This window comes from Streptomyces pathocidini, assembly GCF_001418495.1.
In the GTDB taxonomy this organism is placed as follows: Bacteria; Actinomycetota; Actinomycetes; order Streptomycetales; family Streptomycetaceae; genus Streptomyces; species Streptomyces pathocidini.
In genome coordinates, this window is record NZ_LIQY01000275.1 from 1 (window position 1) to 23,018 (window position 23,018).

At 69.7% G+C, this 23,018-nt stretch carries 20 protein-coding genes and 3 pseudogenes; 9 read left to right on the forward strand and 14 right to left on the reverse strand.

Annotation, left to right across the window (positions count from 1 at the left end):
* The 6 genes and pseudogenes from AOK16_RS14605 to blsF all read right to left on the reverse strand — a co-directional run.
* Positions 1 to 395, reverse strand: a pseudogene (locus tag AOK16_RS14605) (hypothetical protein); the annotation flags it as partial.
* A gap of 2 nt (positions 396 to 397) precedes the next feature.
* Positions 398 to 746: pseudogene (locus AOK16_RS29285) on the reverse strand (MFS transporter); the annotation flags it as partial.
* 20 nt (positions 747 to 766) lie between these two features.
* Positions 767 to 2,017: an ATP-grasp domain-containing protein gene (locus AOK16_RS14615; protein ID WP_240483570.1), complete on the reverse strand. Its 1,251-nt coding sequence runs from the start codon at positions 2,015 to 2,017 to the stop codon at positions 767 to 769.
* Positions 2,014 to 3,192 carry a DegT/DnrJ/EryC1/StrS family aminotransferase gene (locus AOK16_RS14620; protein ID WP_055472691.1) on the reverse strand — a complete coding sequence of 393 codons (1,179 nt, stop codon included), beginning with the start codon at positions 3,190 to 3,192 and terminating at the stop codon, positions 2,014 to 2,016. The genes AOK16_RS14615 and AOK16_RS14620 overlap by 4 nt, the downstream gene beginning before the upstream one ends.
* The gene (gene blsG, locus AOK16_RS14625; RefSeq protein WP_055472692.1) at positions 3,189 to 4,424 is read right to left on the reverse strand and encodes an arginine 2,3-aminomutase; all 1,236 of its coding nucleotides are present in this window, start codon (positions 4,422 to 4,424) and stop codon (positions 3,189 to 3,191) included. Before blsG ends, AOK16_RS14620 begins: the two co-directional genes overlap by 4 nt.
* A gap of 55 nt (positions 4,425 to 4,479) precedes the next feature.
* Positions 4,480 to 4,965 carry a CGA synthase-related protein gene (blsF, locus tag AOK16_RS14630; protein ID WP_079101382.1) on the reverse strand — a complete coding sequence of 162 codons (486 nt, stop codon included), beginning with the start codon at positions 4,963 to 4,965 and terminating at the stop codon, positions 4,480 to 4,482.
* On the opposite strand from blsF, the gene AOK16_RS14635 reads away from it, so the two are divergent.
* Entirely contained in the window at positions 4,877 to 5,242 is a 366-nt protein-coding gene (locus AOK16_RS14635; protein WP_055472694.1) for a DUF4245 domain-containing protein, read from the forward strand. The genes blsF and AOK16_RS14635 overlap by 89 nt on opposite strands.
* A gap of 172 nt (positions 5,243 to 5,414) precedes the next feature.
* Here AOK16_RS14635 and AOK16_RS14640 read toward each other — a convergent pair whose 3' ends face one another.
* The 4 genes from AOK16_RS14640 to AOK16_RS14655 all read right to left on the reverse strand — a co-directional run bounded on the left by AOK16_RS14640 (position 5,415) and on the right by AOK16_RS14655 (position 9,396).
* Positions 5,415 to 6,008, reverse strand: coding sequence for a malonic semialdehyde reductase (locus tag AOK16_RS14640; RefSeq protein WP_055472695.1), 594 nt, complete (start codon positions 6,006 to 6,008; stop codon positions 5,415 to 5,417).
* A gap of 129 nt (positions 6,009 to 6,137) precedes the next feature.
* Complete coding sequence (locus tag AOK16_RS14645) at positions 6,138 to 6,410, reverse strand: exodeoxyribonuclease VII small subunit (RefSeq protein WP_055472696.1); 273 nt, start codon at positions 6,408 to 6,410, stop codon at positions 6,138 to 6,140.
* 291 nt (positions 6,411 to 6,701) lie between these two features.
* The gene (gene xseA, locus AOK16_RS14650) at positions 6,702 to 7,910 is read right to left on the reverse strand and encodes an exodeoxyribonuclease VII large subunit (protein WP_055472697.1); all 1,209 of its coding nucleotides are present in this window, start codon (positions 7,908 to 7,910) and stop codon (positions 6,702 to 6,704) included.
* Positions 7,911 to 7,986: 76 nt separating this feature from the next.
* Complete coding sequence (locus AOK16_RS14655) at positions 7,987 to 9,396, reverse strand: APC family permease (protein WP_055472698.1); 1,410 nt, start codon at positions 9,394 to 9,396, stop codon at positions 7,987 to 7,989.
* A gap of 106 nt (positions 9,397 to 9,502) precedes the next feature.
* Between AOK16_RS14655 and AOK16_RS14660 the strand changes: the two genes are divergently transcribed.
* Together AOK16_RS14660 and ppgK are read left to right on the forward strand one after the other, a co-directional pair.
* Positions 9,503 to 10,522, forward strand: a complete 1,020-nt coding sequence (locus AOK16_RS14660; RefSeq protein ID WP_055472708.1) for a 4-hydroxy-3-methylbut-2-enyl diphosphate reductase — start codon at positions 9,503 to 9,505, stop codon at positions 10,520 to 10,522.
* Positions 10,523 to 10,552: 30 nt separating this feature from the next.
* Positions 10,553 to 11,314: a polyphosphate--glucose phosphotransferase gene (ppgK, locus tag AOK16_RS14665; protein ID WP_055472699.1), complete on the forward strand. Its 762-nt coding sequence runs from the start codon at positions 10,553 to 10,555 to the stop codon at positions 11,312 to 11,314.
* A gap of 243 nt (positions 11,315 to 11,557) precedes the next feature.
* Here the strand turns inward: ppgK and AOK16_RS14670 are convergent, their stop codons facing one another.
* Entirely contained in the window at positions 11,558 to 12,163 is a 606-nt protein-coding gene (locus AOK16_RS14670) for a DUF6542 domain-containing protein (RefSeq protein WP_205627688.1), read from the reverse strand.
* A 199-nt stretch (positions 12,164 to 12,362) separates the two neighbouring features.
* Between AOK16_RS14670 and ychF the strand changes: the two genes are divergently transcribed.
* From ychF to AOK16_RS14690, 4 genes and pseudogenes are all read left to right on the forward strand, one after another.
* Positions 12,363 to 13,451: a redox-regulated ATPase YchF gene (gene ychF, locus AOK16_RS14675; RefSeq protein ID WP_055472700.1), complete on the forward strand. Its 1,089-nt coding sequence runs from the start codon at positions 12,363 to 12,365 to the stop codon at positions 13,449 to 13,451.
* A gap of 429 nt (positions 13,452 to 13,880) precedes the next feature.
* Entirely contained in the window at positions 13,881 to 15,017 is a 1,137-nt protein-coding gene (locus tag AOK16_RS14680) for a Fic family protein (protein ID WP_055472710.1), read from the forward strand.
* A gap of 62 nt (positions 15,018 to 15,079) precedes the next feature.
* Positions 15,080 to 15,337, forward strand: a pseudogene (locus AOK16_RS14685) (ATP-binding protein); the annotation flags it as partial.
* A gap of 1,226 nt (positions 15,338 to 16,563) precedes the next feature.
* Positions 16,564 to 19,881 carry a type ISP restriction/modification enzyme gene (locus AOK16_RS14690; protein ID WP_240483571.1) on the forward strand — a complete coding sequence of 1,106 codons (3,318 nt, stop codon included), beginning with the start codon at positions 16,564 to 16,566 and terminating at the stop codon, positions 19,879 to 19,881.
* A gap of 35 nt (positions 19,882 to 19,916) precedes the next feature.
* Here the strand turns inward: AOK16_RS14690 and AOK16_RS27190 are convergent, their stop codons facing one another.
* Both AOK16_RS27190 and AOK16_RS14695 read right to left on the reverse strand, forming a co-directional pair.
* Positions 19,917 to 20,318 carry a hypothetical protein gene (locus AOK16_RS27190; RefSeq protein WP_157859217.1) on the reverse strand — a complete coding sequence of 134 codons (402 nt, stop codon included), beginning with the start codon at positions 20,316 to 20,318 and terminating at the stop codon, positions 19,917 to 19,919.
* 210 nt (positions 20,319 to 20,528) lie between these two features.
* Positions 20,529 to 20,738: a hypothetical protein gene (locus AOK16_RS14695; RefSeq protein WP_055472703.1), complete on the reverse strand. Its 210-nt coding sequence runs from the start codon at positions 20,736 to 20,738 to the stop codon at positions 20,529 to 20,531.
* A 554-nt stretch (positions 20,739 to 21,292) separates the two neighbouring features.
* Here AOK16_RS14695 and AOK16_RS14700 point away from each other — a divergent pair.
* On the forward strand, positions 21,293 to 21,631 hold the full coding sequence (locus tag AOK16_RS14700; RefSeq protein WP_055472704.1) for a histone-like nucleoid-structuring protein Lsr2: 339 nt from the start codon (positions 21,293 to 21,295) through the stop codon (positions 21,629 to 21,631).
* A gap of 158 nt (positions 21,632 to 21,789) precedes the next feature.
* Here the strand turns inward: AOK16_RS14700 and AOK16_RS14705 are convergent, their stop codons facing one another.
* Positions 21,790 to 22,179 (reverse strand): DUF5997 family protein, encoded by a 390-nt coding sequence (locus AOK16_RS14705; RefSeq protein ID WP_055472705.1) that lies wholly within the window; start codon positions 22,177 to 22,179, stop codon positions 21,790 to 21,792.
* A gap of 302 nt (positions 22,180 to 22,481) precedes the next feature.
* Here AOK16_RS14705 and AOK16_RS14710 point away from each other — a divergent pair.
* Positions 22,482 to 23,018: LysR family transcriptional regulator substrate-binding protein (locus tag AOK16_RS14710; RefSeq protein WP_079101384.1), on the forward strand; the 537-nt coding region annotated here is incomplete at its 3' end.

A 23,018-nucleotide genomic window follows, 5' to 3' on the forward strand; every position in this document is an offset into this window, starting at 1 on the left:
GGCGAGGGTCATCAGCCCGATCGGCACGGCCGCGGCGGCCATGACGGCGGTGAGCGCGAGCATGCCGGGGTGGTGCAGGGGGCCGAGGAGCCGGGCGGAGCGGCCCTGCCCGGCCCGCTCCTCACGGCCCTCGCCGGCTCCCCCGCCGCCTCTCCCACCACTTCCCGCACCGGCTCCCCCACGGCCTCCCTCGCCACTCACGCCCGCCGGGAGCCGGGTGAGGCCCAGGCCGAGCGCCCCGACGCCGCCGATCACCGCGACCGTCGTGAGGCCGAGCCCCGCCGAGCCGGTGAGCATCAGCGCGGCGAGCATCAACGGAGCGCAGATGACCAGCAGTTCGGTGAGCAGTGCCTCCCACAGATACGCCAGCTCCCGCTCGTCGTCCGCCAGCGGGANNCGCCCGCGAGCAGCGCGAGCGCCAGCTGGGCGGGCTCGGCGGGCCCGGTGAACCGGACGAGGACGGCCAGCGCCAGCGGATACACCAGGCCGGTGGTGACCAGGACGGCCCGCCGCCCGCCCCGGTCGACGCGGCGGGCGACCAGCGGGCTGCCCACCGCCATGCCGAGCGTGTAGAGGGCGGACACCAGCCCGGCCTGGGCGTAACTGCCGCCCTGCTCGCGGACGACCAGGACCATGGCGAGGGACATCAGGTAGACGGGCAGCCGGGAGACCAGGCTCCACCAGGCGGGGCCGGCCACGTGCCGCCGCGTCAGTAATCGCAGGAACCGCCGGGGCATCCCGATCATCACTGCTCAGTTCTCCGATCTCAGGCGGTCGGGGCCGCGGCCTCCGCCGCGTCCGGGACGACTTCGATGCTGAACGCTTCCCCAACCTGCCGCATGCGGTTTTCCACCTCGGCGACCGAAACACCTTCTATATGCACGTGCCCTGACGCATTGTGAGACGCCCGCCGCGCCGTGGCCCGATCGCCCGGTGCCACCCGTACGACGGCGTCGACAACGCCCGGCAGCGCCAGCAGCTCCTCGCGCGAGGTCACCCGGCGGACGGTGCCCGAGCGTGGCAGCGGCAGCAGCAGGTCGCCCACGCAGCGCCGCCTGCCGTAGACCAGGGCCGGTCTGCGGCCCAGGTAGACGTCCAGGGTGGCGCCGAAGACGTCGAAGCCGTACGCGAGGCCGTGGTTGGCGGTGATCTCGCAGCCGGCCAGCCGCACGCCGACCTCCCCCGCGTACGCCTCGCCGGCGATCTCGAAGAACTCCAGGTGGATGTAACCGTGGTCGATCCCCATGCCGGCCACCACGCGCCGTACCAGGGCCGCCGTGTCCACCCCCGGGCCCGGCCCGGAGCCGACGCTGATGTTGGCGTTCATCGCGCCGCCGACGATGTCCAGCGGCCGGCACGGCATCGCGCTCGGCCACACGTCCAGCACCTCGCCGCCCAGGACCAGCGCGCAGGCCTCCCACTCGGTGCCGCCCAGGTACTCCTCCACCATCCACGCGCGCGAGGCCAGGTCCACGGCCCGCAGCTGCGCCGGCCCGTGGAGGAGGAAGGTGTCGACGCAGGCGAAGGAGTCGACGGGCTTGAGGACGACGGGGAAGCCGTGGAGCGCCGCGAACCCCACCACATCGGCCGGCGTGCGCACGCGCGCGTACGCGGCCGTGCGCAGCCCCAGGGCGCGGAACCTGTCCTTCATGGCGGCCTTGTCGCGCACCCACCGGACCTGCCGCTCGGTCAGGTGCGGCAGGCCGGCGAGCGCCGCGAAGCGCTGGGCGGTCTCCTGGCGCGGCTCGGAGGGGTTGCAGAACCGGGTGGGGCGTTCGGGCAGCCGGTCGGCCCAGGCGAGGTAGCGGCGGGCCTCCTCCTCCAGCGGCGCGCCCCGGCGGATCCAGAAGGCGGGCAGGTGGGCGGTCTCGCGCAGATAGTCCTCCGCGAGGTCGCCGCGCGTCTCCTCGAAGCGCAGCAGCACCAGCCGTTCGGCGCGCTGCCGGGCCGCGTAGCGGGTGAAGGAGGACGCCCGGTCGTCCGCCATCAGGAGGACTGGCCCCTCGGCGGCGCTCACAGCGACTCCAGGGCCTGGCGCACGGCCTTGACCGCCACCACCTGGTCCGCCTCGGGCAGTTCGGGCGAGAGCGGCAGGCACAGCGTGCGGTCCAGCAGGTCGCGGGTGCGGGCGAAGCCGTCCCGGCTGATGCCCCGCGGCTGGTCGGCGCCGAGGTTCCAGGGGAAGCCGTCGGCGTACAGGGAGCGGCGGCCCTTGAGCACCGGGTGCTCGGGCAGCAGGTACTTCCCCAGCGTCCAGTTGGCGATGGACCGTTCGGTCAGCCGCGCCACGGCCGCGTCGCGCAGCTCGCGGCTCTCCAGCCGGAACCGGATGCTCGTCTTGGCGTCCCCGGCCGAGCGGGCCATCAGCTCGACGTCCGGCCGGTCGGGCAACTCCCGTACGGCGATGGCGTAGTGGCGCTCCAGGCCGGCCAGGATCTCCTCCAGGTGGCGGAACTGCTGGAGCTGTACGGCCGCGACCTCCTCGCTGGTGACGAGGTTCTCCCCGTAGTACGCGTCCTCGTCCCAGGTCGGATAGCGGCCGGGCTGCCGAGCCGAGCCGTGGTCGTGGTAGCAGCGCATCACGGCCCAGGCCCGCGGGTCCTGGGTGACCAGCAGCCCGCCCTCGCCGGAGGTGAGCACCTTGTTGTGGTGGAAGCTGAACGTGCCCGCGTAGCCGCGGGTACCGGCCCGGCGTCCGTCGGGGAAGCGCGCGCCGAGCGCCTGCGCCGCGTCCTCGATCACGTACGGCACCCCCTCGGGCAGCGGGGCCACGGTGCCCTCCATGTGCGCGACGATCACCCGCTGGGCGTCCTCGGGCAGCAGGGAGGCGTCGAGGGAGAAGGTGTCGTCCACGTCGACCGGTACGGGGACCAGCCCGGTGGACAGCACCGCCCCGGCCACCGCCACGAACGTGACGGCCGGGATGTACACCACGTCGCCGACCCGGGGCCGGGTGGAGACCAGCGCGAGGCGCAGCGCCTCGGTGCAGTTGTGCACCGCGAGCACATGCCCGGCGCCCAGCTCCCGGGCCACCCGGCGCTCCAACCGGCTTGCCACGCTCTCGGTTTCGGTCTGGTAGCGGAACAGCACGCCGTGCTCGACGGCATGGCGCAGCTCGCTCATGTCGTCCCAGTCGAGGTAGTTGGCACCGTAGGGCAGGAACCGCTGCCCCAGCCGCTTGTCCAGGGTCATCGCCCGCCCTCCGTCTCGGCGACGGGGTATGCGGCGTCGTCGACGAGCATCTCCTCGCCCTTGTAGTTGCGCAGCACGAGGCCTTCGGGCGTGCGCCGGTGATAGGGCTGGGATATGGGGATCTTGCCGAGCCGGGTGGTGAGCACGTACTGGGGCACGCCGAACCCGGTGATGTGGCCCTGGAGGCCCTCCATGATCTCCCAGCCCTTCTCGACGGAGGTCATGAAGTGGGAGACCCCGGTGACGTTGTCGCAGTGGTAGAGGTAGTAGGGGCGTACGCGGATGCGCAGCAGCTCCGTCATGAGCGTGCGCATCGTCTCCAGGTCGTCGTTGATCCCGCGCAGCAGCACGGTCTGGTTGCCCACCGGGATGCCGTGCCGCAGCAGGCGGTCCACCGCCCGCTCGGACTCCGGGGTGATCTCCTTGGGGTGGTTGAAGTGGGTGTTGAGCCACACAGGGTGGTGGCGCGCGAGCATCGCGCACAGCTCATCGGTGATGCGCTGCGGCAGGAGTACGGGGAAGCGGCTGCCGATCCGGATGATCTCGACGCTGGGGATGGCGCGCAGCGAGGAGACGATCTCCTCCAGCTTGCCGTCGCGGTAGGACAGCGGGTCGCCGCCGGTCAGCAACACATCGCGGATCTCGGGGTGTTCGGCGATGTAGCGCAGGTCCTCGGTGAAGTCCTCGCCCTCGTTCTTCTCGAAGTACGTGCCGTCGACGGCGGTGGTGTGGAACTTGCGGGTGCAGTGGCGGCAGTAGACCGGGCAGGCCTCGGTGATCAGCATGATCACGCGGTCCGGGTACTTGTGCACCACGCGGTTGGTCTTCCGGTAGAACATGTCGCCCACCGGGTCGACCTCCGCCCCGGTGTGCTCCAGCAGCTCGCCCAGCGCGGGCACGGCCTGCTGCCGGACCGGGCAGTCGGGGTCGTAGGGGTCCATCAGCGAGGCGTAGTACGGGGTGACGGACCAGCGGTACTTGCCCGCGGATCCCGCGATCGCCTTCTCCTCGTCCGAGGTGAGCCGGATCCACTGGCGGGCCTTGGCGACGTCGGTGATGCGCTTGCGCATGTGCCAGCGCCAGTCGTTCCACTGCTCCTCGGGGATCTCGGGCCGGACGAGGCCGGGTGGTGCGGCCGGAGTGCCGGTCGGCGTGCTGCTCAGGGTGGCGCTCGGGGGGTCGGTCGGCGTGCCGCTCGGGGTGTCGCCGTTCGCCGCGAACGTGTGGGACACGGAGCCTCCAGTCTCGACGCGGATGGGGTCGGGGGTGGTCCTCTGTCGGCCGGGGTCAGAACCCGGTGGGGGCGAGGACGAGTTGGCGTACCGCCCGGGCGATCCGCTGCGCGCCGCGCAGGTCGTCCGCCGCGGGGTCGACACCGGCCCAGGGGGCGGGACCCGCGGGGTCCTCGGCGATCCCCTCGGCCGGGTCGGCGGTGGGGATCGGCGTCGCCCGCCGCACCCGCCGGGCCAGGTCGTCCTGGTGCGGGCCGAGCGGCGGGAGGAAGGCCAGGGGCGCGCGGCGGGTCTGGGCGAGGGAGACGGCGGTGAGCGTGGGGGAGGCGAGGAAGGCGCCGGCCGCGGCGTGCAGCGCGTCGACGTCCACGTCGGCGGCCCGGTGCACCCGTACCTCCGCGTAAGGCGCGAGGACCTCGCGGACCCTCTCGTGGCCCGCGTCGCACACCACCGTGCAGCTCCCGGTGCGGCGGGCCGCCTCCCGCGCGAGCGGGCGCGCCACCTCGGTCACGTACGAGGGCGGCAGCGCCGACGGGGCCACCTGGCACCTGGGCTTCCAGAACCCGGACGACGAGTACGTGGCGGTCGAGCAGGGCAACGGCAGGGCGTCGAAGTTCGTCGCCGCGGTCACCCACGGGGCGGCGAAGACGGGCGGGACCCAGCGGGTCGGCGACGCCCGGTGGGAGCGCTGGGAGGGGCCGAAGTACGACGCCTTGGTGCGCGAGGAGCGCGGGGTGACCACGGTGGTCACCGGCACGGCGCCGTTCGGGCAGCTCGCGGAGATGGCCGCCGCGCTCAAGGCCTCGAAGTCCTCGTAGAAGGGCTCCTCTTGGGAGGCTGCTCAAGCGGGGCGGCCATGGCCCGGGCCGGGGCCCGGGGACGCGGATTCGACAGCCGCGGACTGGACTGCCGCGGACCGGACTCGGACGGGTCGCGCGGACTCGGACGGTCGGGCGCGGACAGGCCGGTCGTGACGACCTCGTCGCGGGCTCAGACGGTCGTGACGACCTCGTCGTAGTCCAGGCGCGGGGAGCGCGGGTGGAACGCCTCCGGGCCGGGCTTGCCGATGTTGACGACGGCGAGCACCTGGTGGTCGCCGTCGGGGAAGAACTCCTTGGTCAGGCCCTCGGCGTCGAAGCCGGTCATCGGGCCCGCGGCCAGTCCGGCGGCGCGGACGCCGACGATGAAGTAGCCGATCTGGAGCGCGGCGTTGAAGGCCCCGGCGTGCTCGCGGACCGGGCGCTCGCTGAAGAACGCGTCCTTGGCCTGCGGGAAGGCGGGGAAGAGGCGCGGCAATTCCTCGTGGAACTCGTGGTCCGTGGCGAGGATCGCGGTCAGCGGGGCGGCGGCGGTCTTGGCCCGGTTGCCCTCGGCCAGGTGACCCACGAGGCGCTCGCGGGCCTCGGGGGAGCGGACGAGGACGATGCGCAGCGGCGACTGGTTGAAGGCGGTGGGCGCGTACTTCACCAGGTCGTAGATCGCCCGCACCTGCTCGTCGGAGACCGGCTCGTCGGTGAAGGCGTTGGCCGTGTGGGCCTCGCGGAAGAGCAGGTCCTGGGCGGCGGTGTCGAGGGCGAGAGGCATGGGCGGGACCCTTCCGATGTCATGCGGCAGTCAACTGGTGCGGGACCCAGCCTACGACATATAGATTAAAGTTCAACTAAATGGGGCTGGTCTGTGAGCGAGGTCACGGGACCGAGGTCAGGACCGGGGTCACCGACCGCCGTCGCCCTCTTCCGCCTCGGCCGCCTCCGACCGCTCCTCCTCGGCGAGGGCCGCGTCGAGCCGGGCGCGGGCGCCCTCCAGCCAGCGCCGGCACACCTTGGCCAGCCGCTCGCCGCGCTCCCAGAGCGCCAGCGACTCCTCCAGCGTGGTGCCGCCCGCCTCCAACCGGCGCACGACCTCGATCAGTTCGTCCCGCGCCTGCTCGTAGCCGAGCGCCGAGTCGCCCGTCTTCTCGTCGGCCTGCCCGTCGGTAGTGGTCATGCGCCCAGCCTAGAGCCGGGGTACGACAGCACCGACCCGCGCACGGCGCGGCCCCCGGCCCGCCCGGGCCCGCCCAGGGCCTCAGCCCGCCCGCTCAAAGGCTCCCGCCGGGGCCCGCTCACGCCACCCGGTCTGCTGACGGCTCGACCTGACCAGCTCGCGTCATCTCGCTCAGGCACCCACCCGGTCCGCTCACGCCACCGGCGTCGCTCAGGGCTCCCGCGCGCCCGCTCGGGGCTCGGCCCGGTCCGCTCACGCCACCGGTCCGCTGAAGGCTGGGCCCGGTGGCGTTCACGGCTCGACCCGCACGGTGAACTCGCCGTCGGCGACCCGGGCGCGCAGCTTCTCCTCCGCCGCGACCTCGTCCGCGGCCCGCACGACCGCGCCGTCGGGGCGCTGCAGCACCGCGTACCCGCGCTCCAGCGTCGCGGCGGGGGAGAGGGCGACCACGCGCGCGTGAGTGTGCGCGAGCTCGGACTCGGCCCGGTCCAGCAGGTGGCCCAACGTCCTGCGGCCTCGCTCCAGCACCGCCGCGACCTGCTCCTCCCGTTCCTCGACCATCCGGTGCGGCCGCTCCACGCACGGCCGGTGCCGGGCCGCCGCGAGCCCGCGCTCCTCCCGGTCCAGCAGCCCCGTGACCGTACGCAGCGCGCGGTCCCGCAGCTGACGGATGCGGACCTGCTCCTCGCCGACGTCCGGTACGACCTTCTTCGCCGCGTCCGTCGGCGTGGAGGCACGCAGATCGGCGACCAGGTCGAGCAGCGGGGTGTCCGGCTCGTGCCCGATCGCGGACACCAGGGGCGTACGGCAGTCCGCCACGGCCCGTACGAGCCGCTCGTCCGAGAACGGCAGCAGGTCCTCGACACTGCCCCCGCCCCGCGCCACGACGATCACGTCCACATCAGGGTTCCGGTCCAACTCCTCGACGGCGCCGATGACCTGGGGCACGGCGTGCACACCCTGCACCGCCACGTTGCGGATCTCGAAGCGGACCGCGGGCCAGCGGTGCCGGGCGTTCTCCAGCACGTCCCGCTCGGCGGCCGAGGCGCGGCCGCACACGAGCCCGATCAGCTGCGGCAGGAACGGAAGCGCCCGCTTCCGCTCGGGCGCGAACAGCCCCTCGACGCCCAGCGACCGCTTCAACTGCTCCAGCCGGGCCAGCAGTTCACCGACCCCCACCGGCCTGATCTCGGTGGCCCGCAGCGAGAGCTGGCCGCGCGGCGCGTACCACTCCGGCTTGGCCAGCACGACCACCCGCGCGCCCTCCGACACCACGCCCGAGACCCGGTCGAAGACCATGCGGTAGCAGGTCACCGACAGCGAGATGTCGTGCGCGGGGTCGCGCAGCGTCAGGAACACCACCCCCGCGCCCGGCCGCCGCGACAGCTGCGTGATCTGCCCCTCGACCCACACCGCGCCCAGCCGGTCGATCCAGCCGCCGATCAGCCGGGAGACCCGCCCGACCGGAATCGGCTCCTCGGGAGAGCTGTTCAGACCCATACCGGCAGGCTATCCGCCACCACCGACAGAACGGCCCCGCTCAGCGGACAGAACGGACCCGCCCGCGGACAAGACACTATCCGCGGCCCCGCGGGCCCGCCGCGGCCTCCCGCCGCCCGCGCTGGGCGATCAGCACCGCGAGCCCCACCGCCAGCCAGATCGCGCCCACCAGTTGGGCCGTGCCCGAGGCCTCGACGATCACGGCGACCGTCACCGCCGCGCCGAGGAGCGGGATCACGATGTGCTTCCAGGGGCTGAAGCCGCCGTCCCGGTTCCGCACGGCGAACCAACCGATCACCGACGCGTGCAGCAGTGTGAACGCGCACAGCGCGCCGACGTCCACGACCGAGACCAGGTGGTCGAGCCCGTCGTCCCGGCGGGCCGCCCACACCGCCGCGACCAGCGTGATACCGGCCGCGATCAGCAGCGCGAGCCGCGGCACGCCCGAGCGCCCGTCCACCTTCGACAGCGCCCCCGGCAGCCGCCGGTCGCGCCCCATGGCGAACAGCAGCCGCCCGGCCGCCGCCTGCCCGGCCAGCGCCGCGAACGCCGCGCCGATCGCCTTGGAGACCGCGATCAGATCGTGCAGCCAGCCGCCGACGGAGGCGTCCACCGCGTCGTAGAACGCCGAGCCCTGCGCCGCCGGGTCCGCCGCCAGCTCGGCCGACGAGACCGGGGTCAGCAGCGCCGCGAGATACGTCTGCACGATGAACAGCACGCCCGCCAGCGCCAGGCAGAACAGCACCGCCCGCGCCACCTTCGCGGAACCACCCGTGACCTCCTCGGCGAAGGACGCGATCGCGTCGAAGCCCAGGTACGAGAGCACGGCCACCGACACCGCGCCGATCACCGCGGCCAGTGAGAACCCCGCGGAGCCGTCGCCCGTCAGCGGCGACAGCCAGCCGCGCTCGGCCCCGTCCCGGGCCAGCACCACCAGCGCCGAGACGATGAACACCAGCAGCACCACGATCTCCAGCGCCAGCACCGCGAACCCGACCCGCGCCGCCGCCCGTACGCCCGTGAGGTTCAGCGCCGTAGTGACGATCACCGCGAGCGCGGTCCAGATCCAGCGGTCCACGGACGGGACCAGCGCCTCCATCGCGATGCCGGAGAAGAGGTACGCGACGGCCGGGATCAGCAGGTAGTCCAGCATCACCATCCACCCGGCGACGAACCCCGGCGCGTCCCCGAGCCCCGCCCGCGCGTAGGCGAACACCGAGCCCGCCTGGGGGGCCACCCGGACCATCTGCGCGTAGCTGTACGCGGTGAAGCCCATCGCGATCGTCGCCGCCACGTACACCAGCGCCACCGCGCCGTGGCTCTTGGCGTCGAGCGTGCCGAACACGCCCACCGGGGCCATCGGCGCGATGAACAGCAGCCCGTAGACGACCAGGTCCTTGAAACCCAGCGTCCGCTTCAGCTGCCCGCCGCCGGCCTCCGGCGCGATCACGCCGCCCTCGTCGCTGCTGCTCTGCTGACCGGTCATGGTCCCCTCCTCGGTCAATTCCGGCTGCGGTCCGCCCCAGTGTGGGCCACGGAGGCAAAGTCTCCCCCAACGGGCGCCTGCCGAGACCGGCCCTACCATGGTCTGCATGACTGCAACGCCTGCCGCGACGTCCACCGCCCGACGCGTCCTGCTCGCCGCCCCCCGGGGGTACTGCGCGGGCGTGGACCGTGCCGTGATCGCCGTCGAGAAGGCCCTGGAGCAGTACGGCGCACCGGTCTTCGTGCGCAAGGAGATCGTCCACAACAAGTACGTCGTCCAGACCCTGGAGAAGAAGGGCGCGATCTTCGTCGACGAGACGGAGGAGGTCCCCGAGGGCTCCATCGTGATCTTCTCGGCGCACGGGGTGGCCCCGGTCGTCCACGAGGAGGCCGCCGAGCGCCGCCTCGCGACCATCGACGCCACCTGCCCGCTGGTCACCAAGGTCCACAAAGAGGCCGTCCGCTTCGCCAAGGACGACTACGACATCCTCCTCATCGGCCACGAGGGCCACGAGGAGGTCATCGGCACCAGCGGCGAGGCCCCGGACCACATCACGCTGGTCGACGGCCCGGAGGACGTGCAGAACGTCCAGGTCCGCGACGAATCCAAGGTCGTCTGGCTCTCCCAGACCACGCTCTCCGTCGACGAGACGATGGAAACCGTCGACGCCCTCAAGGACCGCTTCCCGCAGCTGATCAGCCCGCCCAGCGACGACATCTGCTACGCCACCCAGAACCGGCAGATCGCGGTCAAGCAGATGGGCGCCCAGGCCGATCTCGTGATCGTCGTCGGCTCCAGGAACTCCTCCAACTCCGTCCGCCTGGTCGAGGTCGCCCTCGGCGCGGGCGCGCGCGACGCGCACCTGGTCGACTTCGCCGACGAGATCGACGAGTCCTGGCTGGCCGGCGTCACGACGGTCGGCGTGACCTCGGGCGCCTCGGTGCCGGAGATCCTGGTGCAGGGCGTCCTGGAGTGGCTCGCCGAGCGCGGGTACGGGGACGTGGAGGTCGTGACGGCCGCCGAGGAGAGCATCACGTTCTCGCTGCCGAAGGAGCTGCGCCGCGACCTGCGCGCGGAGGCGGAGCGGCTGAACGCCGGAGCCGAGGATTCCGCGCCCGGGAAGTGAGCGGCGACCACTCCCCGTAGCGTTGTCCTCATGCAGCAGCGACAGATTTTCGGTGTGGACATCGGCGGCTCCGGGATCAAGGGCGCGCCGGTGGACCTGGTCCGCGGCGACCTCGCCGCCGAGCGCCACAAGGTGCTCACCCCGCAGCCCTCGACGCCCGACGCGGTGGCCGACGGCGTGAAGGAGGTCGTCGACCACTTCGGCTGGACGGGCCCGGTGGGCGTGACCTTCCCCGGCGTCGTCACCGGCGGCACGACCCGCACGGCCGCGAACGTGGACTCCGGCTGGATCGACCGCGACGCCCGCGCCTTGCTGTCCGAGCGGCTCGGCGGGCTCCCGGTGACCGTGCTCAACGACGCGGACGCGGCCGGGGTCGCCGAGATGTCCTTCGGCGCGGGCCGGGGCCGCGGCGGCACGGTGATGCTGCTGACCTTCGGTACGGGCATCGGCAGCGCGGTCTTCACCGACGGCAGGCTCGTCCCCAACACCGAACTCGGCCACCTCGAACTGAACGGCCACGACGCGGAGAAGCACGCGTCCACCAAGGCCAAGGAGGACGAGGACCTGAGCTGGCACCACTGGGCGCGGCGGGTGCAGCGCTACCTGGAGCACGTGGAGATGCTCTTCTCCCCGGACCTCTTCATCATCGGCGGCGGCGTCAGCCGCAAGGCCGACAAGTTCCTCCCCCTGATCAAGGACATCCGAGCGGAACTGCTCCCCGCCCACCTCCAGAACAACGCGGGAATCGTCGGCGCGGCGATGGCCGCGGAGGCGGCAACCGGCGACCAGTAGCAAGGGCCGCGGCCGGATTCTCGCCGGCGCGGCGGGAGGGCCGTGCGGCCGGGAGCCGCACGGCACCCCCGCGGCCGAGCGGGGCGGTGCCGGGCGGCCTCGGCTACGGGGTGTGGCGGTTGCCGCGAGAACCCTTCCGCTGCGATGGCGCGCAACCACGGCGCCGGAGCCGGGCGGTGTCCAGCGCCCCCCCGGCTACGGGGTGTGGCGTGCCTGCGCCGCAGGGTGGGGTTCGGCTGCCCGCTACGGCGCGATCCCCCGCCCTGGCCCGGTGGAGCCGCCCCGGTCCGCAACCCCGCCGGAGGCGCCCCGGCGGCGGGCCGCCGCGCGGTCGCTCAGCACCAGCACCTTGCGGAGGGCCACCACCAGGCAGGCCGTCGCCGTACCCGCGTACAACCATCCGGCCTGGAGGGCGAGTTGGGTGAAGACGGCGATGACCTGCGGCCCGAACCCGCCCTCGCCGCCGCTGATCGGCTGGAGGCCGACGGTGAAGGCGATGGGCGCGCTGATCGGCGCGGTGATCAGATCGTTCGGCCGCACCCACAGCCCGCCGCCGACGCACACCACCAGAAACACCAGCCCGTACACCACCGACGACCCGTCCAGCAGCAGATCGTCCAGCACGCCGGTGGTCAGCATCGCCAGCATGGACAGCAGTCCGCACCCGAGCCCGGTCAGCCGCGGCCCCGGCACCTGCTGGAGCTTCCGCAGTCGCCGCAGGACCACCACGGCGGGCGGCGTGGACCGACGGGGCGCGGCCCGGTAGACCGTGGCCGACTCCTGCTCGGGGACCTGGCCGGGCGCCCGGCGCGGTCCGGCCTGGGGGGTGTTCCTGCTGGGTTGCTCCACCGGACCAACGTAGGTCGCGCGGCCCGCGGAAACTGGTAATGGACACGCCGTTCGCCGAGCCGTGATGGTGTGTTCGACGCAGCGTCACGACGGGGTGAATCCGGTCGGGGCGGGGGCCGCGGCCGTACGCCCGTAGACTGGATGACCGGCCCACCCGGGTCGGTCCCTTTCACACATTCTCGCTACGGGAAGTCGCCACGTGTCGCTCACGATCGGAATCGTCGGTCTGCCGAATGTCGGCAAGTCGACCCTGTTCAACGCCCTGACCAAGAACGACGTGCTGGCGGCCAACTACCCGTTCGCCACCATCGAGCCGAACGTCGGCGTGGTCGGCGTGCCCGACCCGCGCCTGGACACGCTCGCCGAGATCTTCGGCTCGCAGCGCAAGCTCCCCGCCACCGTCGACTTCGTCGACATCGCGGGCATCGTGCGCGGTGCTTCCGAGGGCGAGGGCCTGGGCAACAAGTTCCTCGCGAACATCCGCGAGTCCGACGCGATCTGCCAGGTCATCCGCGCTTTCCAGGACGAGAACGTCGTCCACGTCGACGGCAAGGTCTCGCCGAAGAACGACATCGAGACGATCAACACCGAGCTGATCCTCGCCGACCTCCAGACCATCGAGAAGGTCCTGCCGCGGCTCCAGAAGGAGTCCCGCATCCAGAAGGACAAGCAGGTCCAGGTCAAGGCGGTCGAGGAGGCGAAGGCGATCCTGGAGGAGGGCCGTACGCTCTTCTCCGCGGGCATCACCAAGGGCACGGAGCAGGGCCTCCTCCTGCACGACCTGCACCTCCTGACCACCAAGCCGTTCCTCTACGTCTTCAACGTGGACGAGGACGAGCTGGTCGACGAGGCGTTCAAGGACGAGCAGCGCAAGCTGGTGGCCCCGGCGGAGGCGATCTTCCTCAACGCCAAGATCGAGTCCGAGCTGATCGAGCTGGACGACGAGGAGGCGCTCGAACTCCTCCAGTCGATGGGCCAGGAGGAGCCCGGCCTGGCCAACCTCGCCCGCGTCGGCTTCGAGACCCTCGGCCTCCAGACGTACCTGACGGCGGGCCCGAAGGAGGCGCGCGCCTGGACCATCAAGAAGGGCGCGACCGCCCCCGAGGCGGCCGGTGTGATCCACACCGACTTCCAGAAGGGCTTCATCAAGGCCGAGATCGTCTCGTTCGCCGACCTGGTCGAAACCGGCTCCATCCTCGAGGCCCGAGCCAAGGGCAAGGCCCGCATGGAGGGCAAGGAATACGTGATGCAGGACGGCGACGTGGTGGAGTTCCGCTTCAACGTGTAGTGGGTGACCGACCACTACGTGGCTACGTTGTGGAGTTCAGTTCAAGAGTGCAAGTAACTGACGGGGCCAGGAGGAATGCCTCCTGGCCCCGTCAGCCTTTCCACCAGCCCTCCGCCTCGGGACGCAAATTCCTCGGAGGCCTACGGACTCAGCGGCGGCGCCTGGTCAGCAGCCCGGGCCTGAGCGGCTTATGGAGCGGGCCAGACTCATAGGGGCTCGGGGCAGAAGGCTATGGGGCTTTTCTCGGGCCCGGCCCCTTCGTCGTTCCCGTGCGGACTTGGTGTCGCTCCGGGAGCGCTTCGTGGTTGGCGCCTGCGCTTCGGCGGACGAGGCGATATCTGGGGTTGTGTATGCGCAGTGGCTGGTGCCGGATCATCGGTGGATCGCTGACGTATTGACGTAATGTTTACGTCGCCGTATCGTGAGGGCATGCTCTTCCCCACACCTGCTTTCAACGCCGAGGATCGGCGTGTTCTCGGCGAGATCGAAGACCTTCGTCGCTCATTGCGCCTGCAGGTTCGGTCCACTCCGGCGAAGTGGGCCGAAGGACTGCGCAAGTTCTTGACCGCCGATGCGGTGGCGGCTTCCAATTCGATCGAGGGCTTCAAAGTGTCCACGGTCGATGTCGAGGACCTTCTGGAGGGCGAGCGGGATGTGGATGTCTCCGAAGAGGACCGCGAGGAGACGCTCGCCTATCAGCGGATGATGACCTATATCCAGACGCTGCACGATGTCGCGGACTTCCGTTACAGCAAGGAGTTGCTCAACGCGCTCCACTGGATGCTGCAGGGGCACCGGCACACCCCACGCAGGCCGGCCGGGCAGTGGCGGCGCGGAGCTGTGTACGTGACGGACGCCCGCGACCCCAACATCGCGGCATATACGGCGCCGGACGCGGCCGATGTGCCTGCGTTGACGGGTGAACTGGTCGAGTGGCTGAACACGGACGACGGCACCCACCCGCTGGTACGGGCTGCCATGGCGCATCTGCACCTTGTTGCCATCCACCCGTGGGCTGACGGAAATGGCCGCATGTCTCGGTCCCTCCAAACGCTCATGATCGCGAGAGAGGGGGAACTGGCCCCCGAGTTCTCTTCGATCGAGGCTTGGCTGGGGCGCCCCGGAAATACTTGGGAGTACTATCGCGAGCTGCAGCGCCGAGGTGCCACCTACCGCCCCGATCAGGACGTCTCCGACTGGGTTCGTTTCAACCTCACCGCGTACCACCAGCAGGCGCAGACCGTACGCAGCCGCCTGGATCGTTCAAGTCGGGTGTGGCTCCTGCTCGGCGAGTTCGCGGAGGTCCGGGGGCTGGAGGAGAGGGCGGTTTCCGCTCTGCATGATGTAGCGATGTCCGGGCGGGTGCGTCGTACCCGCTATGAACGAGCGGAGGGCCTGAGCCTCCAGCGGGCGCAGCGCGACCTGCGGGGCCTGGTTGGGGCGGGCATCCTGACCCCGGTCGGCCGGACCCGTGCCCGCTTCTACACCGCTGGCCCTGCCTTTCCGGAGGCGGCTCTGGAAGCGGCACGGACGCCGCTGCCGCTGGCCGATCCGTATACACGCTGAGGGCGTTTCGCGGGGACATGGAATCTATGTCGCTAACTTGTTGTTACTGACGTCGTTGTTGGTTGCAGCGGGCCTGGGACCGGGTGTTGGAGACCAAGCCGGTGCTGCTGGTCCTCATCGGCTCGGATCTGTCGATGATGGAGGCGCTGAACAGCTATGGATGCCCCTTCCATCAGCGTGGCCGGGAGATGGTGCTCGGGCCGCTGAACCCCGCCGAGGTCGGGCGGATGCTAGGGCTGGATCCGACGGAAGCCTTCGACGCCGCGCTGGTCACCGGCGGGCTGCCGCTGATCTGCGCGGAGTGGAGTCGACTGTCCGGGGCTCGATGCCGCTTATGGCCCAGGCGATCTGCTGACCGCCTGGCCGCTGTGAGTGGCGGATTGCAGGCGAGCCGCGGGGGTTGGTGAGCGCGATCAGATCGCAGACGTTGCGAAGAAGTCCCACAGATTTCGCCGGCGCTGTTGTGTCGCGTTGGCGATCCTGAGTCTTCTCGTACCTTGTCGCGCTCCCGTGTCGGGGTGGTGCTAGGAAAACTGATCCGTCGTCACTCGTCATCACTTCCGCTCGCCTCTGCCGCGCTGTGATTTCGGTCGGTCTTGTACGGCAGGCAGCCACCGCTTCGCTCGTCGCGCGTAGTTCGTGTGTCTCGCCCTTCTGCCCCTTTGCGTTGCATCCAGCAGCATGCTTGGAGGGCGCTGCAAGATTTGATCTACGTAATAATCGATCTACGTTAATTCTCCAAGGCGGGGCCGGAGATCTCGACCTTGGTGGGGAGCCGTACCAGACAGTGGCGGAGGGGGCTGGGGCCACTCGGGGGTGCCGTACGTGGTGTTCCAGCCACGTGCGGGCGAAACCCTGTGATGGGGCGCAACGACTTTGCCGCGACTCTCGAGCAGTCGTTCCCCGCCGGGGGCAGAGCTGGTCGCCAGCCTCCAGGCCCAGGACTGGAACCAGGTCCCGCTTGTTGGAACCGCCGGAACAACCCTGAGATCGACCTCTTCGGTGCGGACCACGGGCCGGTGGCCCGGCAGGTGCACTTCGTCGGATCGGTCAAGTGGCGAGAGACCCAGCCCTTCGGCCGTCATGAGTACGACGCCTTGGCACGCGACATGCTCGCTGTCCCTGGTACCGCCGCGGATACTCCACTGGTCGCGGTCTTCGGCTGCAGGGTTGCCGATGATCTGCCACTGGCCGCGCACTGGGGACCGGGGAGCCTCGTACGGGCGTGGCAGCCCCGGTAGGCGTGGGCCTGAGATCTCTCAACTTACGAGTGGTCCCGGTGCCGGCGAAGCTGCGCCGACCCCTACGAGAGCTCTTCGCTACTGGCTTTCCTGCGCAATCGGCGAAGCGCTGGTCGAGAACAACCGCCAAGCGGACTGGACGATGGCGAACTCGTCGTGTGCTCGACTGCGCTGTGTGAGCTCTCAGGGAAGCTTCATCTACCCTGCGTCGGGGCTGTGTTGACTGTGCCCCGCTTCTCATGATCCGGGCCTGCCTGTCATACTTCGATCGAGATCATGAGCAGTAGGTGATGGGGGCGTGCAACGTGGTGGGTGACCAGCAGCAGTGGTTAACGACGGCTGTCTCTGACTTCGGTGCCACGTGCACGGCGTTACTCAGTGGCCCTGGCTGGCCGGAATTCGCCATCCGTACGCCGCTGGAGAAGTTACTGCAGACCGCCGGTGAGCAGTACAGACTGCAGGGTGTTCTCTGGCATGCGGAGACACCGCTGCCCGACCTCGGAGTGCGCCCCGACTATGCGGTTGAGGTCGCCGGCGCGATCATCGGGTACGTCGAAATCAAGAGACCCGGCCAGGGCGTGGACCCGAGCAAGTTCACCGGTCGTAACAAGGAGCAGTGGGAGCGGCTGCGTGACTTGCCTAATGTGCTCTATACGAATGGCACGGAATGGCGACTGTTCCGGCACGGAATGCCCGTCGGCGGCCCCGTCGTCTTCGATGGTGATCTGGAGCGTGCCGGGGCAGCCCTGAAGGTCGTCGATGCAGGTACGTTCCACTCGCTTTTACGAACCTTCCTGCACTGGTATCCCGAGGAGATCCGCCAGGTGTCCGTGCTGGTGCGGCGGATTGCTCCGTTGTGTCGGCTGCTGCGTGCTGCGGTACTGGAGCAACTGGACGCGGAACGGCGTGCGGCGACCAACGGGGCGCCCCCGCGGGAGCTTAGGTTCACCGGCCTGATGAGTGACTGGCGCAAGCTTCTCTTCCCGACCGCGGACGATGCCACCTTCGCCGACGGCTACGCCCAGGCCGTCACCTTCGCGCTGCTGCTGGCCCGCACCGAGGATGTGACACTGACCGACACCGGGCTGCATGAGATAGGTCGCAAGCTCGATGCCGGGCATGCCTTGATGGGTAAGGCCCTTCAACTGCTCACTGATAACGTCACCGAGACCTTTGAGGTGACGCTGGATCTGCTGGTACGTGTAATTGACGCGGTGCGCTGGGATTCCATCCGCAAGGGTCGACGCGATGCCTATCTGCACCTATATGAGTCGTTCTTGGAGGTGTACGACGAGAAACTGCGGCAGAAGAGCGGCTCGTACTACACCCCGCGCGAGGTCGTAGAGGAGATGGTACGGCTTACCGAGGACGTTCTGCGTACGCGACTGGATCGGCCTGCGGGCTACGCCAGCTCGGATGTGCGCATCGTGGATCCGGCGATGGGGACTGGAACCTACCTTCACGCGATTATCGAGCATGTCGCCGAGTGGACTGGTCAGCACACTGGGCTCGGCGCTGTCCCAGATTCCATTAGCTCTCTCGCACGGCGCCTGGTCGGATTCGAGTTGCAGATGGGTCCCTTTGCGGTGGCCGAGTTACGCACCTCCGACCTGCTCAAGCGGCATCGTGCGGCACAGCCGAGGGATGGCCTGCAGCTGTACGTCACGGACACGCTGGACAACCCGTACGTGACTGAGGAGACCCTGGCTTCCACGTACGGGGTGATATCGGAGTCACGCAAACGCGCGAACAGGGTGAAGGCCACGACCCCGGTGACGGTCGTCATCGGAAACCCTCCATACGACGACAAGGCCAAGGGTCGCGGCGGCTGGATCGAGTGCGGCGCGGAAGGACGCGGTGCGCCGCCGATTACTGCGTTCAAGTGGCCGGGCAACGGGCGCTACGAGCACATTCTGAAGAACCTGTACATCTACTTTTGGCGCTGGGCGACTTGGAAGGTCTTCGACGCACACGACGAGGACCAGCACGGAGTGATCTGCTTCATCACGCCGTCCGGCTTCGCCAGCGGGCCCGGCGGCCGGGGCATGCGGGACTATCTGCGGCGCACCTGCGATGAAGGTTGGGTCATCGATGTCTCTCCGGAAGGCCATCGGCCCGATGTTTCCACCCGTATCTTCCCGGGGGTGGCCCAGCCACTGGCGATCTGCATCTTTGTCCGGCGCGCCGACCATGATCCGCGGCGCCCCGCGCGGATCTACTACCGCTCCATCGAGGGCAAGAGGGCTACCAAGTACCGCCAATTGAAAGAGATCCGGCTCGATGACGACGGATGGCAGGACGCGCATGCCGAGGGTGCCCAACCGTTCCGTCCGTCCACGGGGACCGGCTGGGCGGAGTACCCCGACCTCAGTGACCTCTTCCCCTGGGGAAGCCTGGGCATCACGGCCAACCGCTCGTGGGTGAACGCCCCTGACAAGAGCATCCTCCAGCGGCGGTGGGCCCATCTGATATCGGAGAAGAATCCGGCAAAGAAGGCTGAACTACTCAAGGAGACCCGCGACCGTACCCTGGACAAGAAGCCGCAACCGCTACCCGGCCGCCCCGACCATGGGGAGGGGATCGGACAGGAGAGGGCGAACAAACCCGAGTTGATCCGGATCGGGATGCGCAGCTTCGACCGTCAGTGGCTCATCGCCGACAGCCGCGTCGTCGACTTCCCACGCCCGGATCTCTGGGAGTCACTGCAAGAGGGCCAGCTATTTCTCAACCAGCAGTCCTCGCATGAAATCGACTCGGGACCCGCCATGGTCGCCACGGCTCTCTTACCGGACACGCATCACTTCAACGGGCGGGGTGGCAAGGTCATGCCGCTCTTCCACCCCGACGGCACCCCGAACGTGCCGCCCGGGCTGCTCGCCCACCTAGCCACCGCACTCGGGCTCCCCAAGGTCACCGTGCACGAACTGGCCGCGTACACCGTGGCGGTAGCCGGACACCGGGGCTTTACCGAGCGCTTCACGGAGGACCTGCTCACCCCGGGCGTGCGCGTGCCGCTTACCCGCGATCCGCACCTGTGGAACGAGGCCGTCCACGTCGGGTCCGCCGTTCTGTGGGCTTCGACGTACGGAGAGCTTTACGCCGCGCCTGAGGACGGTAGACCCGCGGGGGACATTCGCTACCCGCAAGGTGATCCGCGCCAGGTCCGCTACCAGCAGGCTGTGGGGCAGGCCCTCCCCGCCGGGATCCGATACGCCGAGATGACCGAGACGCTCCACCTGGGCCCCGGTGAGTTCGGTCCCGTCCCGCCGGAAGTCTGGGCGTATGACGTGGGCGGCATGCAAATCGTCAAGAAGTGGTTCGGCTACCGCAAGGCCAGCCCCAACAGCCGCAAGACCAGTCCACTGGACGACATCCACGCCGAGACTTGGCCCGCGCAGTGGTCGACCGAGCTCATGGAACTCCTCTCGGCGCTGCGCCGCTTGGTGGAGCTGGAGTCGGTCCAACAAGACCTCTTAGAGCGCATCGTCGTGGGTGCTGTGATCACCGAGTCCGACCTGGCGAAGTCAGGAGTACTGCCCGTGGCTCCGAAGATACGCAAACCCCGTCGCGACCTTCCTACCTCCACCCTCCGCGCCGACAGCGACCCCGACGCCCTGCTCTGATCCGGAGGCCGAGCGGGCAGTACGCATTCCGGGGGTCACTCCAGCCGGCCAGGCCGGTGTTGCACGGCGTACTGCCGTGCACGCTCCAATGACCATGCTCCCTGTGCGACTTGACGCACGGCATGTGTTCCACAGGCAAGGTTCGGATGCAGGTGTTCCAGTGCGTCGGCCAACGTGCACACATCAACGAGCCGTGCTGACAACTCCTCGGCCTCGCACGCGTAATGTGCCGCAGCGCCGAGCGGAGTGAGAGAGAGGAAGTCACCGTCGGCCGCCACCATGCCTCGCCAAGTCAACGACTGTATATCGTTGTGCACTTGCTCTTCGTCGAGCCCTCGCACAGCGAGCGCGATTGCGTCATCAGCGGCGTACCGAATGCTCGCCAGGGCAAGCTGACTCAGCAATCGGGCCTCTGAGGCAGAAAGGGATAGCTCCACAAATCAGTTGTAGCAGAGGCCGGGATACGTCCTTGGGGTGGGCGAAGTGCCTCACCCTGAAGGCGCAGAGGCGTGACATACGGTGAGGTAGCGAAGGGGTCCGGCTCTTTGGAGGCGGACCCCTTCGGTTTCTCATTCGGGGCGGTACTGGATTGCTCGACCTCGGGGTGATGCCGGGCCCGGGGCCCGGCGCCGTGTTGGGGCTGTGGCTCAGCTGGTGAGCGGGCCCACGGAGATGTCCGAGATGGTGCCGCTGAGGGACTTCGCGGAGATTCCGGTCAGGACGGGCACGCCGCCTCGGCCCGGGGCGAACGTGGCGGTCAGGCGGTCCACGGAGCCGCTGACGGAGAGGCCGCCGGCGACGCTGTCGAGGTCGGCGTCGGCAAGCTCGCGGGTCTCGATGCGGGAGGTGTTGCTCATGATGACGATGAGCGTCCTTCTTCTCTAGTGGTGGTCGCAGCGCGTGGCGCACTGCGGCGGGAACCCCTTGAACGACTCCCGCCATTCGTCAGATTGCAGGCTTATGTGAGGCGTGGTGGGCCATATCCCCCATCCTTCACTTGCTGTGCACACCAGCTCTTGAAGTGGAAGGGGGCTTTCCTGGTCGTCCCCCAAACCTCGTCGTCCCCTGACCTCCGGGTCCTTCAGGTCGATCTGTCTCAGGTCTTCATCGGACGGTCGGCTCCGGTGGTGCTGCGCCGGCTCGATGGCCTCCAGACCAGTGCCGCATCTTGACGGCCCTCCGTCCTTCCGCGATGTGCGGGTTCACTTGCTCATGGCGGCCTCGCAGCTCTGAGGGTGTCCGCACCTGACCATGGCCGGGGGCTTCATCGGCAACCGTCAGAGTCGCCCGCCGGCCGAAGCGATCCGGCGGCCGGGGAGAAGCGTGGGCGTATTCCGATTTGGGCGCGGGGTTCCGAAAGGAGTTTTACGGTATGGGGTGTGCCCCGGCTTCAGGGGGATAGGCTGCATCCATGGCACAGAAAGTAGTCACGACTTATGTGGACGATCTCACCGGTAAGGAATCTGAGGAGATCAGCACCCACACGATTCTCGTAGATGGCGCCGGCGTGGAAATCGACCTCTCGTTGGAGAGCCACGACCAGCTCCTGGAGGCGTTGGCGCCCTTCCTCAGCGCCAAGGGCGCGCGGCGCATTCGTGGAGGTCAGGGCAGGCGGGCCCGCAAGCCGCGGGGCGCAGGGCCGGACGACACCGCCGCGATTCGGACCTGGGCCAAGGAGCAGGGGCTTGAGGTCAGTGACCGCGGCCGAGTGGCGGCGTCAGTGCGCGAGGCGTACGACAAGGCTCATTGAGTTCGGTGAAATGCGGCATTCCCGGCCGGACCGGAGTTGCCGCCGGTGTGCGGGTGTAAACCCGGCCCTGGTAGAACCAGCGGGTGTAAAGCCGGACCCTGGTAGAACCAATGGAAAGGGCCGACTCCTCCTGGGGTCGGCCCTTTTCGCTACGGACGCTACGTCTGATCGGCCTGCTGTGCGTTCTTCGCCTTGAGACGGGCCGCTTCCTTGCGGACATCGGCCTGGGTGGCGCGTTCCTTTTGGAGCCAGTCGGGGTTTTCCGACTTCAGGGCGTCGATCTTGGCCGTGGTCAGCGGGTCGGTGATGCCGCCGCGGGCGAGGCCCGAGATGGAGATGCCCAGCTTGGCCGCCACGACCGGGCGGGGGTGCGGGCCGTTGCGGCGGAGCTCGACGAGCCACTCCGGCGGGTCGGCCTGCAGGGCGTTCAGCTCGTCGCGTGAGACGACCCCCTCCTGGAACTCCGCGGGGGTGGCCTGGAGGTACACACCCAGCTTCTTCGCCGCGGTCGCTGGCTTCATCGTCTGGGTGGTCTTGTGCGACGTCATGGTGTCCAGGGTATTCGAGCGCGTGCGCTGCCTCCGACCGCAGTCCGCAGTTCGCAGACCGGGGCCGTGCTGCCGCCGACGGCAGACCGCAGAATGTGGCGGTATTTGCCGCCGACCGCCGACCGCCGACCGCCGACCGCCGACCGTGGTCCGTGGTCCGTGGGGTCCGTGGTCCGTGGTCCGGGGCCGTGCTGCCTCCGGCCACGGTCATGGCCCGTGCTCCGGTCATGGCCCGTGCTCGGGGCGCGGTCTCCAGGTCATGGGCCGGGCTGCCTTTCGCCGGAGCCCGGTAGCCTGGCCGGGTGACAGGCTCGGAAGCACCTCCTTCGTTCCGCCTCGCGTACGTGCCGGGGGTGACGCCCACCAAATGGGTGCGGATCTGGAACGAGCGGCTGCCCGACGTCCCGCTGACCCTCGTCGGGGTGTCCGCCGCCGAGGCACCCGGGATGCTGCGCGACCGCGGCGCCGACGCGGGTTTCGTACGGCTGCCGATCGACCGTACGGATCTCAGCGCGATCCCGCTCTACGTCGAGACGACGGTGGTCGTGGTCCCGAAGGACCACATCGTGGCGGCGGTCGACGAGGTGTCCGTCGAGGAACTGGCCGACGAGATCGTGCTGCACCCCCTCGACGACACCCTCGACTGGGAGCGCCCGCCCGGACGCCCGGCGCTCGAGCGTCCCGCCACGACGGCGGACGCGATCGAGCTGGTGGCGGCGGGGGTCGGACTGCTCGTCGTCCCGCAGTCGCTCGCCCGCCTCCACCACCGCAAGGACCTCACGTACCGCCCGGTCTCGGACGTCCCCCAGTCGCAGGTCGCGCTGTCGTGGCCGGAGGAG

What these genes read in the sequence shown, in the direction of transcription:
- AOK16_RS14705 (WP_055472705.1), bottom strand. Translation starts at nt 22,179, where the DNA reads ATGACGTCGCACAAGACCACCCAGACGATGAAGCCAGCGACCGCGGCG.
- AOK16_RS14640 (WP_055472695.1), bottom strand. Translation starts at nt 6,008, where the DNA reads ATGCCTCTCGCCCTCGACACCGCCGCCCAGGACCTGCTCTTCCGCGAG.
- AOK16_RS14680 (WP_055472710.1), top strand. Translation starts at nt 13,881, where the DNA reads ATGCTCTTCCCCACACCTGCTTTCAACGCCGAGGATCGGCGTGTTCTC.
- xseA (WP_055472697.1), bottom strand. Translation starts at nt 7,910, where the DNA reads ATGGGTCTGAACAGCTCTCCCGAGGAGCCGATTCCGGTCGGGCGGGTC.
- ppgK (WP_055472699.1), top strand. Translation starts at nt 10,553, where the DNA reads ATGCAGCAGCGACAGATTTTCGGTGTGGACATCGGCGGCTCCGGGATC.
- AOK16_RS14695 (WP_055472703.1), bottom strand. Translation starts at nt 20,738, where the DNA reads ATGAGCAACACCTCCCGCATCGAGACCCGCGAGCTTGCCGACGCCGAC.
- AOK16_RS14655 (WP_055472698.1), bottom strand. Translation starts at nt 9,396, where the DNA reads ATGACCGGTCAGCAGAGCAGCAGCGACGAGGGCGGCGTGATCGCGCCG.
- AOK16_RS14620 (WP_055472691.1), bottom strand. Translation starts at nt 3,192, where the DNA reads ATGACCCTGGACAAGCGGCTGGGGCAGCGGTTCCTGCCCTACGGTGCC.
- AOK16_RS14700 (WP_055472704.1), top strand. Translation starts at nt 21,293, where the DNA reads ATGGCACAGAAAGTAGTCACGACTTATGTGGACGATCTCACCGGTAAG.
- AOK16_RS14645 (WP_055472696.1), bottom strand. Translation starts at nt 6,410, where the DNA reads ATGACCACTACCGACGGGCAGGCCGACGAGAAGACGGGCGACTCGGCG.
- AOK16_RS14660 (WP_055472708.1), top strand. Translation starts at nt 9,503, where the DNA reads ATGACTGCAACGCCTGCCGCGACGTCCACCGCCCGACGCGTCCTGCTC.